Here is a 15,333-nt window from a genome sequence, read left to right as displayed (position 1 = left end):
GAAATGATTATTGGCGTACCTCAAGAAGTAAAAAATAATGAGTTTAGAGTGGGCTTAACCCCGGGCAATGTCAGCGGGCTCTGTAAACAGGGCCACACTGTTCTCGTTCAACGTGGCGCAGGAGAACAGATTGGCCTAACGGATGAGTCCTATCGGATTGCAGGTGCTTCACTCATCAACAGCGCAGCAGAAGTATTTCATAAGGCCGAGATGATTGTGAAGGTCAAAGAGCCGCAAGCGCAAGAATGTGCCATGCTGCGCGAGGATCAAATTCTGTTTACTTATCTGCATTTAGCTCCAGATCCAAAGCAGACAAAGGCATTAATTGACTCTGGTGCCACCTGTATTGCCTATGAAACAGTGACTGCCATCAACGGGGCGCTGCCGCTGCTAGCCCCGATGAGCGAAGTGGCTGGTCGCATGTCAATTCAGGCGGCTGCATCTCATCTAGAAAAAACGCATGGTGGTTTGGGTGTTTTGATGGCTGGGGTGCCTGGCGTATCACCAGCCAAGATCGTCATTTTGGGCGGCGGGGTGGTGGGCCGTAATGCTTTGCAGATGGCAGTAGGTATCGGTGCTGATGTGTGTATCTTTGATCGTGATATTGATCGCTTACGTCAAATCGATATGCTTTACGGTAATCGGGTACGAACTTTTTACTCAGATAACTTGCTAATAGAGCAAGAAGTTTGTGAGGCAGATGTTGTGATTGGTGCAGTACTACTCCCTGGTGGTGCAGCACCAAAGTTAGTGACGCATGAGATGGTGAAAAAGATGAAGCCAGGCTCAGTCGTGGTAGATGTTGCAATTGATCAGGGTGGGTGCTTTGAAACCTCCAAGCCCACTACTCATGCTGACCCCACCTTCTTAGTGGACGGTGTATTGCACTATTGCGTTGCTAATATGCCTGGAGCAGTTGCAAGAACTTCTACCTTTGCATTAACGAATGCTACCTATCCATTTGTGGAGGCTTTGGCTAATCGAGGGGTGATGGAAGCTCTATCGATTGACCATCACTTGCGTAATGGTCTGAGTGTGCATAAGGGTGTATTAACCTCTAAGCCAGTAGCGTTGGCGCAAGGCTTAGACTTTGCTTTGGCAGAGGAGCTCTTGGTCGCATAAGTTGTTTTGTATGGATTTGTAGTTTTGCATCATGTGGACACATTGGGGATTTAAACTGTCCCCAATGTATTACTCATTGCTGCATTTACTGGAACAACTAGATCCATGGACTTTTCTACTCTAATCCTCTCTGCTGGCGTTGTCGCCTTAGCGGAGATGGGTGATAAAACTCAACTCCTTTCATTAATGTTGGCTGCGCGTTATCCCAAGCAAGCTTTAGCCATCATTGCCGGGATATTTCTTGCTACCATCGCAAACCATGCATGCGCCGCCCTCTTGGGCCATTGGTTAACGACCTTGGTATCACCAGATGTAATGCGTTGGATTTTGGGATTGAGCTTCCTGGGCATTGGTTTGTGGCTTCTGGTGCCCGATCATATCGATGATGCTGCTGGATCGAGGGTAGCCGATCGTGCTTGGCAAGTATTTCTGCTGACAGTTGGCCTATTCTTTTTGGCCGAGATGGGGGATAAGACCCAAATTGCGACGATTGCTTTAGGCGCAAGATATGAAGATGTTTTCTCTGTAACGGTTGGCACCACATTGGGGATGATGTTGGCGAATGTCCCAGCAGTTTGGATCGGTCAAAAATTTACCAAGCGTATGCCGATCAAGTGGGTGCATGCGGTGGCGGCGGTAACCTTTATTGCCATTGGTATCGCCACGCTGATTTGGAATTAGTGGGATCTTGAGGGGTCTGCAGCGACTCTAGCCAAGGCTTAAAATAAGACTATGAAAACTGATCTGCCACAGAGCTTTCGTCGACTCGAATACCGACCTCCCGTTTATACCTTTGATCAAGTAGAGCTTGATATTGCACTAGATCCTGCACGTACGATTGTGAAGAGTCGGATTGAGGTTTTGCCGGGTAAGGGTTTTGCAGCCGGAGCACCATTAGTTTTGGTGGGCCAAGAATTGGAGTTTGTGAGTTTGCGTATTAATGGTGAGGCACATCGTCACTTTGAACTAACTCCTGAATTTTTGACAATTCATTCTTTGCCAAATGAAGGTAAAGATAAATTCATTGTTGAAATCATTTGCGTTTGCGTACCCGAGAAAAATACTTCCCTCATGGGCTTGTACGTTTCTAATGGAAACTTCTTTACGCAATGTGAGGCTGAAGGTTTCAGAAAAATTACTTACTTCTTAGATCGTCCAGATGTGATGGCACGCTATCGTGTGACATTGCGTGCACGCGAAGCGGAATACCCAGTCCTCTTATCGAACGGCAATCTATTAAATACTGAAAAGTTACCCAATGGTTGGCATAGTGCCACTTGGGAAGATCCTTTCCCAAAACCTTCCTACCTGTTTGCCTTGGTGGCTGGTAAGTTGGAATGCATCGAAGAAAGCATTACCACCGGTAACGGCGCCAAGAAGTTATTGCAGATCTGGGTAGAGCCCCATGATCTTAAGAAAACCCGTCATGCGATGGATTCTTTAATTGCCTCGATTCATTGGGATGAAAAACGTTTCGGTCTTGAGTTGGACTTAGAGCGTTTCATGATTGTGGCAGTGGGTGATTTCAATATGGGCGCAATGGAGAACAAGGGATTGAATATATTCAATACCAAGTTTGTACTAGCGCAACCCGAAACTGCAACCGATGCAGACTTTGCCAACATCGAGAGTGTTGTTGCCCATGAATATTTCCATAACTGGACGGGTAATCGGGTGACCTGCCAAGATTGGTTTCAGCTATCCTTGAAGGAAGGCTTAACCGTATTTAGAGATCAAGAGTTTTCAGCTGATCAAATGGGTAGCGAGTCTGGCAGGGCTGTAAAGCGCATTGAAGATGTGCGCCTACTTCGTCAACTACAGTTTCCTGAAGATGCAGGTCCGATGGCTCATCCGATTCGTCCTGATGAATATCAGGAGATCAGCAACTTCTACACGGTGACCGTGTATGAGAAGGGCTCCGAGGTAGTACGGATGTATCAAACCCTGCTGGGCAAAGAAGGCTTCCGCAAGGGCATGGATTTATATTTCAAGCGCCATGATGGTCAGGCGGTAACTTGTGATGATTTCTTAATGGCAATGGCCGATGCTAATGGTAGAGATCTTACTCAATTCAGAAATTGGTATAGCCAGGCAGGTACACCGCGCGTCAAAGTGCAAGAGCATTACGACCCGACAAAAAAACAATATCAAATTACATTGACTCAAAGCTGTGCCCCCAGTCCTGGGCAGCCAGAGAAGAAGCCTTTTCATATTCCATTGAAGATGCGCTTGATTACAAAGAGCAATGATCAAGCAGAGCAATTATTAGAGCTAACTCAAGCAAGTCAAAGCTGGACTTTTGACAATATTGATGAGCGCCCAGTGCTTTCGATTAACCGAGATTTTTCAGCCCCAGTAAATTTAGATTTTGAGCAAAGTGAAGCAGACCTTTTAACGCTGTTCTCGTCTGACGATGACCCATTTAATTGCTGGGAAGCGGGTCAGAAATTGGCCATGCAAATGATTTTAAACAATCGCTTGCCCGACGCTCAATTGATTGAAGCCTACCGCAATCTTTTGCTTGATCCTAATCTAGATCCAGCCTTCAAGGAGCTTGCACTAACGCTGCCTGCCGAGTCTTATTTATATGAACAGTGCACTAGCGTAGACCCACAGAAAATCTTTACTGCACGCCGCGCCTTCCGAAAAGAGCTTGCTAAGCAGTTACAACTAGAGTGGGCTGCCTTGTATCAACAAATGCAAACACCCGGACCATTCAAGTCTGATGCGGTGGATGCTGGCAAACGTGCTCTGAAAAACTTGGCGCTCAGTATGTTGCTGGAAGCCAATCCAGCGATTTGGTCTCCGCTGGCGGTCAATCAGTATCGAATCGCCGACAATATGACTGATCGTTATGCTGCTTTAGCGGGATTGGTCATTCATGGAGCCAAGGAAGCAAAAGATTGCTTGATTGACTTCTATGAGCGCTTTGCAAATGATGCATTGGTAATCGATAAATGGTTTGGCTTGCAATCGAGCCGCCCACCCGTTGATGGTCAGGATTCCACATTGAGTAATGTAAAGGGCTTGCGTGATCATCCTGCATTCAAAATGAATAACCCCAATCGAGTACGCAGCGTGATTCATGCTTTCTGCTCCAACAATCCTGCGAGCTTTCATCAGGCAGATGGCAGTGGCTATGAATTTTGGGCTGATAGTGTTGTCGCTTTAGATCCGATTAACCCTCAGGTAGCTGCTCGGTTGGCTAGAGCCTTAGATCGCTGGCGTCTATTTGCTCAACCCTATCAAGATAAGATGAAAGCGGCCTTAGAGCGCGTAGCCGCCTGCCAAACCCTCTCTCCAGATACCAGGGAGGTAGTAGGCAAGGCATTAGGTCACTAGTCTTTTAGATAACAGGGCAAAATAGAGCCTTAAAGTACGATATTGGCATCAACAATCGGAGAAACACCTTTGTCCTCAAGCATCAATCACACGTTCAAGCAGTATTTAGTCAGCGCCAAACCAAAAGGTGCTGCCATACCTTTAGGCCTTCAGGATTTGTTGCTTGCAGTGGTCAATACTTGCTCGACCTTAAGTCATGAAGTAGCACAGGGCGCCTTGATTGGTTTATTAGGCTCAGCTGGAAGTGGCAACGTTCAGGGTGAAGTACAGCAAAAGCTAGACATTATTGCTAATGATCAATTGATAGATGGTGTGAAGGGCTGCAAATCGCTGGCAGGTCTCGCCTCCGAGGAAATGGAACTACCTGTGCCAGTCCAAGGTACTGGTGACTACCTTCTCTTGTTTGATCCACTGGACGGTTCATCCAATATTGATGTGAATGTTTCTATCGGAACAATCTTTTCTGTTTTGAAGAAGCAAGATCCAAAAACTCCTTTACAAACTTCTGATTTCTTATTGTCAGGACGCAACCAAGTGGCTGCAGGTTATGTAGTGTATGGTCCGCAGACCACTATGGCCCTGACATTGGGTGATGGCGTGGTGATGTTTACTTTAAATAAAGAGACTGGCGACTTTTTGCTTATTAAAGATGCCGTCACTATCTCGCCTTCAACCAAAGAGTTTGCAATCAATATGTCCAATATGCGTCACTGGGCCGATCCAGTCCGTCGCTATGTTGAGGAGTGCTTAGCCGGCACCACGGGTGCACGTGATAAAGACTTTAATATGCGTTGGATTGCATCAATGGTGGCTGATGTTCATCGCGTTTTATCTCGTGGTGGTGTATTTATGTACCCTTGGGATAAGCGTGATCCAAGTAAGGCTGGTAAGTTGCGTTTAATGTATGAAGCAAATCCAATGAGCTTCTTGGTGGAGCAGGCTGGTGGGGCTTCTATTAATGGTACTCAGACCATTATGGATCTGCAACCAACAGGTTTGCATGAGCGTGTTTCAGTCATGCTAGGATCCAAAGAAGAGATTGATCGCTTGCGGCAATATCACGCTTGAGCTAAATGCCTGGTTTAATCTTAGGGCTTCACTTGTTTCTTGAGGTAGGCGAGCGACTCTTCTACTTGGTCAATCAGAATAAGGCAGATATCTCCTGCAGAGATGTCGTTTAGGGCAGTATCGATTGCCTTAAATTCTCCATGAATTTCTTTCACTTGCTTGGCTTTAGTTGCGCCTACTAGACCTTCTTGCAGGAGCTTGAGCACTTCACCATCTTCACGACCACGTTGGCAAGCATCTTGATACAAGATGACATTGTCAAATGAATTACCTAAGATGCGGGTGAGATCGCGGATATCTTCATCACGTCGATCCCCAGCGCCGCTAATTACAACGTGACTCTTCTTTGGCTTCATGGCTTCAATGGCGCTCGCTAAGGCGCGCATGGCATCTGGGTTGTGGCCATAGTCAGCAATTACGGTTGCACCGTTGTGTTGGAATTGATTAAAGCGACCTGGTACAGAGCTTGCATCACTCTCAAAACTATGAAGACCACGTGCAATTTTTTCGGCGTCAAGTCCGAGGGCCCATGCTGCTCCAATTGCAGCCATAGTATTTTCCACTTGGAAGCCAAGCACACCATTTTGAGTAAGCGGAATTTCGCTAACGGGGAAGCGGTACATCACCCGCGAACCTTTTGAGGCAACAATATAGGTGCCATCAAAGTAGATCACTTTCTTATTTTTCGCGCGATGCGCAGCAATCACTGGGTGATGTTGGTTTTGAGCAAAGAAAATGACCCGTCCAGAACACTTGTCACCCATCTTAACGACCATCGGGTCGGCAGCATTCAGGACGGCTGCGCCAGTTGGTGCAACGTTTTGCACAATTACCCGCTTGAGAATAGCCAGATCTTCCACGCTAGTAATGTAGTTCAGGCCCAAGTGATCGCCTTCGCCAATATTGGTAACTACAGCCACTTCACAACGATCAAAACCAAGACCTTCACGCAGCATCCCACCGCGAGCAGTTTCTAATACGGCAGCATCCACATCTGGATGCATTAATACATTGCGCGCGCTCTTCGGTCCGCTGCAATCACCAGAATCAATTAATCGATGGTTGATATAGACGCCATCGGTAGTAGTCATGCCAACGCGCAGTCCAGTCTCATTTAGTAAATGAGCAATCAAGCGTACGGTAGTTGTTTTGCCATTGGTACCAGTGACCGCAACAACTGGAATACGGCCATCTTCACCGGGCGGAAACATCGTATTCACAATATCTTCACCAACGGGACGGCCTTTTCCGTAAGACGGCTTGAGGTGCATGCGTAAGCCAGGTGCGGCGTTGACTTCAACGATGCCACCACCTTGTTGCTCTAAGGGTTTGTAGATAGATTCACACAAAATATCTACGCCTGCAATATCAAGACCAATCATTTGTGCTGCAGCCACTGCGCTAGCGGCAACATCAGGGTGGACATCATCAGTTACATCAGTTGCAGTTCCGCCTGTACTCAAGTTTGCATTGTTACGAAGGAGGACGCGTTCCCCGGTTTTAGGGATGTACTTGGGGGTGAGTCCGTTGCTAGCTAAGTGGGCGAGGGCAATATCATCAAACCGAATTTTGGTTAGTGCAGTGGCATGCCCATCGCCTCGTAATGGATTTTTATTTTCTATCTCAACGAGTTCAGCAACGGTATGGGTGCCATCTCCAACAACTTGAGCGGGTTCACGACGGGCCGCCGCAGAGAGGCGATTTCCAACCACGAGTAAGCGATAGTCAGCACCCGGGAGGTAGCGCTCAACAATCGTTTCGCGACCAAAGCTTTGGGTTACTTCAAAGCCGGCACGGATTTCTTTTTCCGTTTGAATATTGGCAACAACACCTTTACCTTGATTACCGTCTTTTGGCTTTAATACGACCGGACCACCAATTTCTTGTGCAGCACGCCATGCATCGTCAGCTGAAGTGACCACCTCGCCAGTTGGTACTGAAACACCTGCTGCGGCTAGTAAATTTTTGGTGAGATCTTTATCTTGAGCAATCGCTTCAGCAATGGCACTGGTATCACTGGTCTCAGCAGCTTGAATTCGCTTTTGTTTGCTGCCCCAGCCAAACTGCACCATACTGCCTTCAGTCATGCGACGGTATGGAATGTTGCGCTGTACTGCTGCATCAACAATAGAACCAGTACTGGGGCCAAGACGGACATCTTCATAGAGGGCTTCTAGTTCAGAGAGGGCTGCAGCAAGATCAAAAGGTGCATCATTCAATGTGGCTTGAATGAGGGCAAAGCCAAAGTCAAAAGCCATGCGACCGACAACTTCTTCGGTATATTCCACAATCACCTGATATACGCCAACATCCACAGTCTGGACAGTGCGACTAAAAGTAACAGGGCAACCAGCTTGCGCTTGCAAGCCAAGGGCAGCATGTTCTAGGGCATGAGCAAGCGAGAGTACTTCATTGTGACCGCCACGACGCATACTGCCAAGTTGTGGAAAGCGTTCGCGAATCTTGGTTTCAAACTGGGGGATGGAATCGATGGAGCGCTCAGCCTCATCGCAAGAGACGATTGCTTCTAGGGCAGTGTGGCGGCTCCATAAATTAGGGCCGCGCAACATACGAATACGGGTGATTTCCAATTAAGCCCCTGGTGCAGTAGTGAGGTCTGGCACAAATGTTTCCGCACCAGCTTCGATAACATTAAATGGTATATCTAGTGCCCAGGCAGCGGCAATGGCAGCACCTAAGTTCATACCTTTCCATGGGGCGCTATCGTCTGATTCGGAGTGGCGTGGTACGGGAATTGATTTCTGATCCAACTTACCAGACTTGAGAGTAATTTGTTGTTTGCCAACTAGCACAACACGACCTCCGTTTTCCAGATGAGTTTTGACAACATCAGAATTCGGTTTTTCACTAAACAAGATCACTTGACCATCACAGAGCTCTGCCATCTGCACACACATCGGATCGTCAGCATTGAGAACGCCAACTCCAGTTGGGAGTACCACATCAATCTGGGTGCGTATAACGCTAAAGACTTGCTCTTCATCATAAATAGCGTATTTAGGAAAGTTAGCCTTTGGGTCTACATTAAGGACTACGCCAACTTGGCAGCGATCATAAGCTAAGCCTTCAATCAGCATAGAGAGATGATTATTTTCAATGACGACCGCTTCTACGGCGCGATTGAGTAAAGTGCGGCGCGCATTTTCCCAATTGGATGCATTGGTATTAGGGATCGCGCGATTGCCAAAAAACAAGCCTTTACTGCATGAGAGGCCAACATACACATTGGTTAGACGTAGGAAGTGGGCAATCATTTCTGCAACAGGCGTTTTGCCATTTTCACCACAAATACCTACAACTGGAATACGGAAATCTGCCCCTGGAGGGAAGAGGTGTTGAGCAATTTCTTTGCCAACGGGTTGTGGTTTTCCACTCGCAGGCTTCAAATGCATTAAGAGGCCGGGGCCAGCATTTACTTCCACGATGGCAGCATTTTGTTCTGCTAGTGGGCGACTGATATCTTGTGCAACCAAATCGACACCGGCTATCTCAAGGCCAACTACGCGTGCTGCTAGGGCCACTTGGTGAGCTACGTCTGGATGAATCAGATCGGTTACATCAAAAGCGACATTGCCGTTACTTTGAATGAGCACTTTGTGATCTGCGGTAGGAATACTATCGCCTGTGAGTTGTTGACGTGCGAGCTCAAGCTCTACTGCTGAATCAATGCGAACTGGATTGAGCGGATGCTCTTCTGCAGTACCGCGACGGGGATCTGAATTGATTTGTATTTGAATGAGTTCGTAAACAGAGTGCTTACCGTCACCAGTAACCCAAACGGTTTCTCCTTTGGCGGCAGCAACGACTTTATTGCCAACTACCAGTAAGCGATGTTCATCACCCACAATGTGGCGCTCTACTAAAACTTCGCTACCTTCATCAATCGCTACTGCATAAGCAGCCTCGATCTCTTGTTGGGTGTAAAGGTTAATGAATACGCCACGACCATGGTTGCCATCAATTGGTTTAACAACAACAGGTAGGCCAATGTCTTGTGCAGCTTCCCATGCATCGTCAGGGCTAGTAACAGTTCTACCTTCAGGAGTGGGGACGCCAGCACTCCGTAATAGGCTCTTAGTTAAATCTTTATCTCTAGAGATGGTTTCGGCAATCGCACTAGTTTGATCGGTCTCTGCGGTCCAGATACGACGTTGCTTGGCGCCGTATCCCAGTTGGACTAAGTTGCCTTCTGATAAACGAATCGAGGGAATGCCACGCTCTTCAGCTGCATTGACAATACACGCTGTGCTTGGCCCAAGCAAAAGATCATCGCCAAGGTCGCGGAGCTTTTCGATGATGTCACTCACCAGCGCAACACTATCTTGATTGTCTTGCGCTAAAGCTAAATACAAATCACGTGCATATTTGAGAGCAGTTAGGGTGACCTCTTCATTAATGGCGCTCACCATGACTTTATAGACACCTCGTCTATCACCATCACGTGCTTTGCCAAAGCCGCCTGGAATACCGGCTAAATTTTGTAACTCAAGCGTAAGGTGTTCCAGAATATGCGCAGGCCAAGTACCTTCTTCGACGCGCTTTAAGAAACCGCCGGTCTCTCCATAACTGCAACGATGTTCAACGAGACTCGGTAGAGCCTGAACTAGTCGCTCATAAAAACCGGGAATGAGGTTAGAGGGATAGTCCTCCAAATCACCAATATCTAGCCAAACCTCAATGACGGGATGGTAGGTCCACATATTGGGGCCACGGAGATGCTTAACACTCAGGATCTCGATGGATTTATCTAGTAATTGGGGCATGGGGTATTGCGAGTTCTGGGGCCTGGGTTTGGCTATGACGCGTCAGACAGTCTCTCTGTTTATAGTTTTTATTTAAAACTCACAAAATTAGCAAAAGTACATAAAAAGGGCTAGTTCATTAATTTAACGTTTTTACAGCCCTAAAGTTGACAGGATCTATAAATCTAAAAAATCTAGCTCCACTATACTTTTAGTGTCAATGAAGCCAGAAATCCTACCTTTTGCTCCCGCTTTGCCAAGCTATTGGCAAGCTATTTTGCAGGACCATAAATCTCCAGTCCACAGCTTTGATGCTTTGCTAGCATGGGTTGAACTCGATTTGGGTGCGGATCTTCGCTTTGAAAAAAGCCTGATTTGGCTGAGCGAAGAAGGTCTTTTTTGGACCGATGGTAAGCAATTTGAGTCTTGGTCTATAGGGAAGAAAGAGCATTTGATTCATGGGGATCATGCTGGGGTGGGGCATTTAAGGCTAGAAACTGCCGATAGTTTGCTGCGAGCTTGGTATTTCACCTTGGCAGTAAACCCACAAGTTCTCCGCTTGCAATCAAGCTTTAAGCAACTCACTAGAGGAGAGGCGGAAAGTAAGAGCGAGTCAAGTGAATACGATAAACAAGTTTGCCCAGTTTGCTTAAGTCCAAAACCGGCCAATTCAGATTTATGCCCTACTTGTGACCCAGAGGACGACACTCCACCGTCTACCTGGACTTTATTCAAGCTCTGGCGTTTTGCAAGACCCTATAAGAAACAACTTGCGCTGGGTTTTGTGTTGACCTTGTTATCTACTGGCGCAACGCTTATTCCACCTTATCTCACCATGCCTTTAATGGATCACGTGTTGATTCCATATGAGCGTGGCAACCCAATAGATTTTCATTTAGCAAGTATGTATTTGCTGGCTTTATTTGGGGCAGCAATTGTTGCCTGGGGTCTGGGTTGGTGGAAAACATACTTACTTGCATTGGTGAGTGAACGTATTGGCGCTGACCTACGTAATACCACTTTTGAGCATTTACTTAAGCTTTCTCTAGAATATTTTGGCGGCAAACGTACGGGTGACCTGATTGCGCGCATTGGCGCAGAGACTGATCGTATCTGCGTTTTCTTGTCTTTGTACGCTTTAGATTTTGCAACTGATGTACTCATGATCACCATGACTGCGGCAATCTTGGTGTCGATTGATCCTTTACTTGCTTTAGTGACATTAGCTCCATTGCCATTCATTGTTTGGATGATTCATGTAGTACGTGATCGCTTGCGTTTTGGCTTTGAAAAGATTGATCGTATTTGGTCTGAAGTTACCAATATCCTAGCTGACACTATTCCGGGTATTCGGGTAGTGAAAGCCTTCGCTCAAGAAGACCGTGAACTCAAACGCTTTGTTGATTCAAATAAACACAACTTACAAATTAACGATCGCGTGAATCGTGTTTGGGGATTATTTTCTCCAACCGTGACATTACTCACAGAAACTGGATTATTGGTTGTCTGGGGTTTTGGTATTTGGCAGGTTGCGCACCAAAAAGTAACAGTTGGTGTATTGATTGCCTTTTTAGCTTACATCGGACGTTTTTATATTCGATTAGATTCAATGAGTCGAATTGTTTCTCATACACAAAAAGCAGCCGCAGGCGCGAAGCGCATTTTTGATATCTTGGATCACGTATCGAGCGTTCCCGAGCCAATCAACCCGGCGCCATTAGGACAAGTTCAAGGCCGCATCGCCTTGCGTGGCGTGGGCTTCCGCTATGGAAACCGCGCTGTATCTAAAGGCATTGATTTGGATATTGCCCCCGGAGAAATGATTGGCCTGGTAGGGCATAGCGGTTCAGGCAAGAGCACTTTGGTGAATTTGATCTGTCGTTTTTATGATGTGAGCTCTGGTTCAATTTCCTTAGATGGGCGCGATATTCGCAGCATCCGGATTGCCGACTATCGTAAGTGTATTGGTCTAGTTTTACAAGAGCCATTTTTATTCTTTGGCACGATTGCTGAGAATATTGCTTACGGTAAGCCTGATGCTACTCGTGAAGAAATTATTGAAGCAGCTCGCGCAGCCCATGCCCATGAATTTATTTTGAGATTACCGCTGGGCTATGATTCTTTAGTGGGCGAGCGCGGCCAATCACTGTCTGGTGGAGAGCGTCAGCGTATCTCAATCGCACGTGCGCTTCTCATTAATCCAAGTATTTTGATTTTGGATGAGGCAACATCATCCGTTGATACCACTACCGAAAAAGAAATTCAGCGCGCATTAGATAACTTAGTTAAAGGCCGCACAACAATCGCGATTGCGCATCGTCTTTCAACCCTTAGAAAGGCTGACCGTCTGGTAGTTCTTGATAAGGGAGAGATTGTGGAGATTGGTTCACATGACCAGCTGATGGAGACCCAGGGGGCTTACTACACCTTGTATCAAGCGCAGTTGCGTCATGCTGCCGAGTTGGTTGAGGGTGGCGCTATCGGTGAGAGTCTTGAAGAGGCTCATGCGGAAAAGCAAGAAGAGCAACGAGAAGTGATTGCGAAAAATATTGGAGGTGGCGTATGAGTAAGGCGCATCAACTAGAGCGCGATGCACTTGGCCATTTAGTATTTATCGACGCAAAAGGTGAACGTCATATTGGAGTTCATCCAGTTCGAGCATTTCCAATTACCGCACCTGCTGCCGGTATTGGCATCATGAATCAATCCGGCAAAGAAGTATGTTGGTATCCAGATGTTTCGCTCATTCCAGAGGCAGAGCTTGCTCTGATTGAGGAAGAATTGGCTGCCCGTGAATTTATGCCGGTCATCGAGAAAATTACCAAGGTGTCGACATTTGCAACGCCCAGTATTTGGGATATTGAAACGGATCGAGGTCCCACTCGTATTCGTCTCAAGGGTGAAGAGGATATCCGCAGAATCGCCGGAAATACCCTGCTGATTGCCGACTCCAACGGCCTGCAGTTCCTGATTAAGGACTCTACCGAGCTGGACAAGGTCAGCAAAAAGCTCCTAGATCGCTTCCGGTAGTAGGTCGGTGTATTGGCAATGAAAAGGTCGCCAGCTCGATTCCTGCAAGCGGCACCAATGGATAACTAGGGTAATTACCTAGATATTTAGCCCCGAATTACCCCTGACAAATCTCGCTAAATAGCCATTATCATTTTGTGCATTTAATGTGTATTTAATGCGGTTTTTAGGTCCAAATGTAAGTACACTAAACGCAGTCCGTAGCTTGATTGATCAGGGTTTCCACTAGATTGCAGAAGCTTGCACGTAACGATTTTGAAATAATTGATGGCAGTCAAGTTCTGATAGCCTATCTTGTTTAAAAATCACAGACACATTAAATAAGCCAAAAATAAATTGGCAAACCATTACAGGAGCACACATTATGAAGATGAAGTTAAAAGGGGCATTGATTTCCACCGCCTTAGCCCTCGGTGTCGCTGGCGTTTCACCTGCATTTGCAGCATGGGAGCCAAGTAAGCCTGTTGAATTCATTATTCCTGCCGGTCCTGGCGGTGGTGCCGATCAAATGGCGCGCATGATTCAAGGGATCATTACCAAAAATAATTTAATGAAGCAGGCGATTATCCCTGTGAATAAAGGTGCTGGTGCTGGTGCAGAGGGTTTCTTGGCAATGAAAGAAGCTAAGGGTGATCCAAACAAGATCGTGATCACACTCTCGAACTTGTTTACCACTCCATTGGCTACTGGTGTTCCATTTAATTGGCAAGACATCACTCCAGTTGCCATGTTGGCGCTTGATCAATTTGTTTTGTGGGATAACGCTGAAAAGCCATACAAAACAGCAAAAGAATATATTGATGCCGCTAAAGCAGCGGGCCCAGGTAAATTCAAAATGGGCGGTACAGGTTCTAAGCAAGAAGATCAAATTATTACCGTAGCGATTGAAAAAGCAACCGGCGCTAAATTCACTTACATTCCATTCAAAGGGGGTGGCGACGTTGCTGTTCAGCTCGTTGGTAATCATATTGATTCTTCTGTGAATAATCCAATTGAAGCAGTTGCGCAATGGCGTGCTGGCAAGTTGCGTGCCCTCTGTGTATTTGATGACACGCGCATGCCTTACAAAGAAAAGATTACCGATACGCAATCTTGGTATGACGTTCCAACTTGTAAAGAAGCGGGTGTTTCAACTGACTACACCATGTTGCGTGGCATCTTCATGGCTCCTGGCGTGACACAAGAGCAAGTTGATTTTTATGTGGAGTTATTCAAAAAAGTACGTGCGACAGCTGAGTGGAAGAAGTTCATGGCTGATGGTGCTTTCAACCAAACATTTATGTCGGGCAAAGAATTTAGAAACTGGCTCACCTTGAATGAGGCACTTCACAAGCAATTAATGACCGAAGCTGGATTCTTGGCTAAGTAATCAGTAGGAAATCAGATAGGACCTCCATCAGGGGGTCCTATTTTTTAAGTAGTGCGTTAATCAACTTTATTAATGAACAAAGCAAATGTCTGAACATACAAATAATTCAAATCAAGACTCAGTGATCAGTATGCGATCAATGGATATCATCACCGCCTTCCTGTTTATGGTGGTAGGGCTGATCGTGATGGTAGGTAGCATCAAGCTTGGTGCTAGCTGGGGTAGTGATGGCCCAGAAGCGGGATATTTCCCATTCTATATTAGCTTAATCATCCTTCTTTCAAGCGCGGTGACTCTTTACCAAGCGGCGATCGTGAATAAGAAAAAGAAAACAGAGTCATTTGTTGATAAAGAATCCTTCAATCAGGTGATGGCTGTATTGTTGCCAGCGGTTGTGTTCGTGCTTGGCGTTCAGTTAATTGGTATTTATGTCTCCTCAGTGTTTTATATCGCCATTTTCATGGTTTGGCTTGGCAAATATCCGCTTTGGAAGGCAATTGCAGTATCAGTTGGGGTGAGCGTAGCCCTATACCTCATGTTCGAGTTTTGGTTCCAAGTTCCATTGCCACATGGTTCATGGTTTAACCCGCTCGAGTTTGTTGGTGTGAACTAAAAAAATATAAATAAAAAAGATTAGAG

Annotated in this window: 9 protein-coding genes and 1 pseudogene; 8 read left to right on the top strand and 2 right to left on the bottom strand. The window is 46.4% G+C overall.

The window, feature by feature from the left end:
• Window positions 1-3: 3 nt before the first annotated feature.
• From ald to AOC07_RS06455, 4 genes are all read left to right on the top strand, one after another.
• On the top strand, window positions 4-1,122 hold the full coding sequence (gene ald, locus AOC07_RS06470) for an alanine dehydrogenase (RefSeq protein WP_215292412.1): 1,119 nt from the start codon (window positions 4-6) through the stop codon (window positions 1,120-1,122).
• Between the two features lie 105 nt (window positions 1,123-1,227).
• Entirely contained in the window at window positions 1,228-1,803 is a 576-nt protein-coding gene (locus AOC07_RS06465; protein ID WP_215357182.1) for a TMEM165/GDT1 family protein, read from the top strand.
• Between the two features lie 51 nt (window positions 1,804-1,854).
• Window positions 1,855-4,464 carry an aminopeptidase N gene (gene pepN / locus AOC07_RS06460; protein WP_215357181.1) on the top strand — a complete coding sequence of 870 codons (2,610 nt, stop codon included), beginning with the start codon at window positions 1,855-1,857 and terminating at the stop codon, window positions 4,462-4,464.
• A 69-nt stretch (window positions 4,465-4,533) separates the two neighbouring features.
• A complete protein-coding gene (locus tag AOC07_RS06455; RefSeq protein ID WP_215358501.1) occupies window positions 4,534-5,532 on the top strand; it encodes a class 1 fructose-bisphosphatase in 999 nt (332 codons plus the stop codon).
• A gap of 20 nt (window positions 5,533-5,552) precedes the next feature.
• On the opposite strand, the gene cphA (AOC07_RS06450) is transcribed toward AOC07_RS06455, so the two are convergent.
• Both cphA (AOC07_RS06450) and cphA (AOC07_RS06445) read right to left on the bottom strand, forming a co-directional pair.
• Window positions 5,553-8,123 carry a cyanophycin synthetase gene (gene cphA / locus AOC07_RS06450; protein ID WP_215357180.1) on the bottom strand — a complete coding sequence of 857 codons (2,571 nt, stop codon included), beginning with the start codon at window positions 8,121-8,123 and terminating at the stop codon, window positions 5,553-5,555.
• Between the two features lie 9 nt (window positions 8,124-8,132).
• Window positions 8,133-10,316, bottom strand: a pseudogene (gene cphA / locus AOC07_RS06445) (cyanophycin synthetase); the annotation flags it as partial.
• Between the two features lie 199 nt (window positions 10,317-10,515).
• Between cphA (AOC07_RS06445) and AOC07_RS06440 the strand changes: the two are divergent.
• From AOC07_RS06440 to AOC07_RS06425, 4 genes are all read left to right on the top strand, one after another.
• Window positions 10,516-12,861 (top strand): ABC transporter ATP-binding protein, encoded by a 2,346-nt coding sequence (locus AOC07_RS06440; RefSeq protein ID WP_215357178.1) that lies wholly within the window; start codon window positions 10,516-10,518, stop codon window positions 12,859-12,861.
• Window positions 12,858-13,325: a DUF1854 domain-containing protein gene (locus tag AOC07_RS06435; RefSeq protein ID WP_215292402.1), complete on the top strand. Its 468-nt coding sequence runs from the start codon at window positions 12,858-12,860 to the stop codon at window positions 13,323-13,325. Before AOC07_RS06440 ends, AOC07_RS06435 begins: the two co-directional genes overlap by 4 nt.
• Before the next feature lie 370 nt (window positions 13,326-13,695).
• Window positions 13,696-14,694 carry a tripartite tricarboxylate transporter substrate binding protein gene (locus AOC07_RS06430; RefSeq protein WP_215294340.1) on the top strand — a complete coding sequence of 333 codons (999 nt, stop codon included), beginning with the start codon at window positions 13,696-13,698 and terminating at the stop codon, window positions 14,692-14,694.
• A gap of 85 nt (window positions 14,695-14,779) precedes the next feature.
• Window positions 14,780-15,307, top strand: coding sequence for a tripartite tricarboxylate transporter TctB family protein (locus AOC07_RS06425; RefSeq protein WP_215357176.1), 528 nt, complete (start codon window positions 14,780-14,782; stop codon window positions 15,305-15,307).
• Window positions 15,308-15,333 lie beyond the last annotated feature (26 nt).

It is taken from the genome of Polynucleobacter sp. UB-Raua-W9, from assembly GCF_018687435.1.
Taxonomy (GTDB): Bacteria; Pseudomonadota; Gammaproteobacteria; order Burkholderiales; family Burkholderiaceae; genus Polynucleobacter.
The sequence above is the reverse complement of the archived record's forward strand: the minus strand, read 5'-3'. Positions and strand labels throughout refer to the sequence as shown.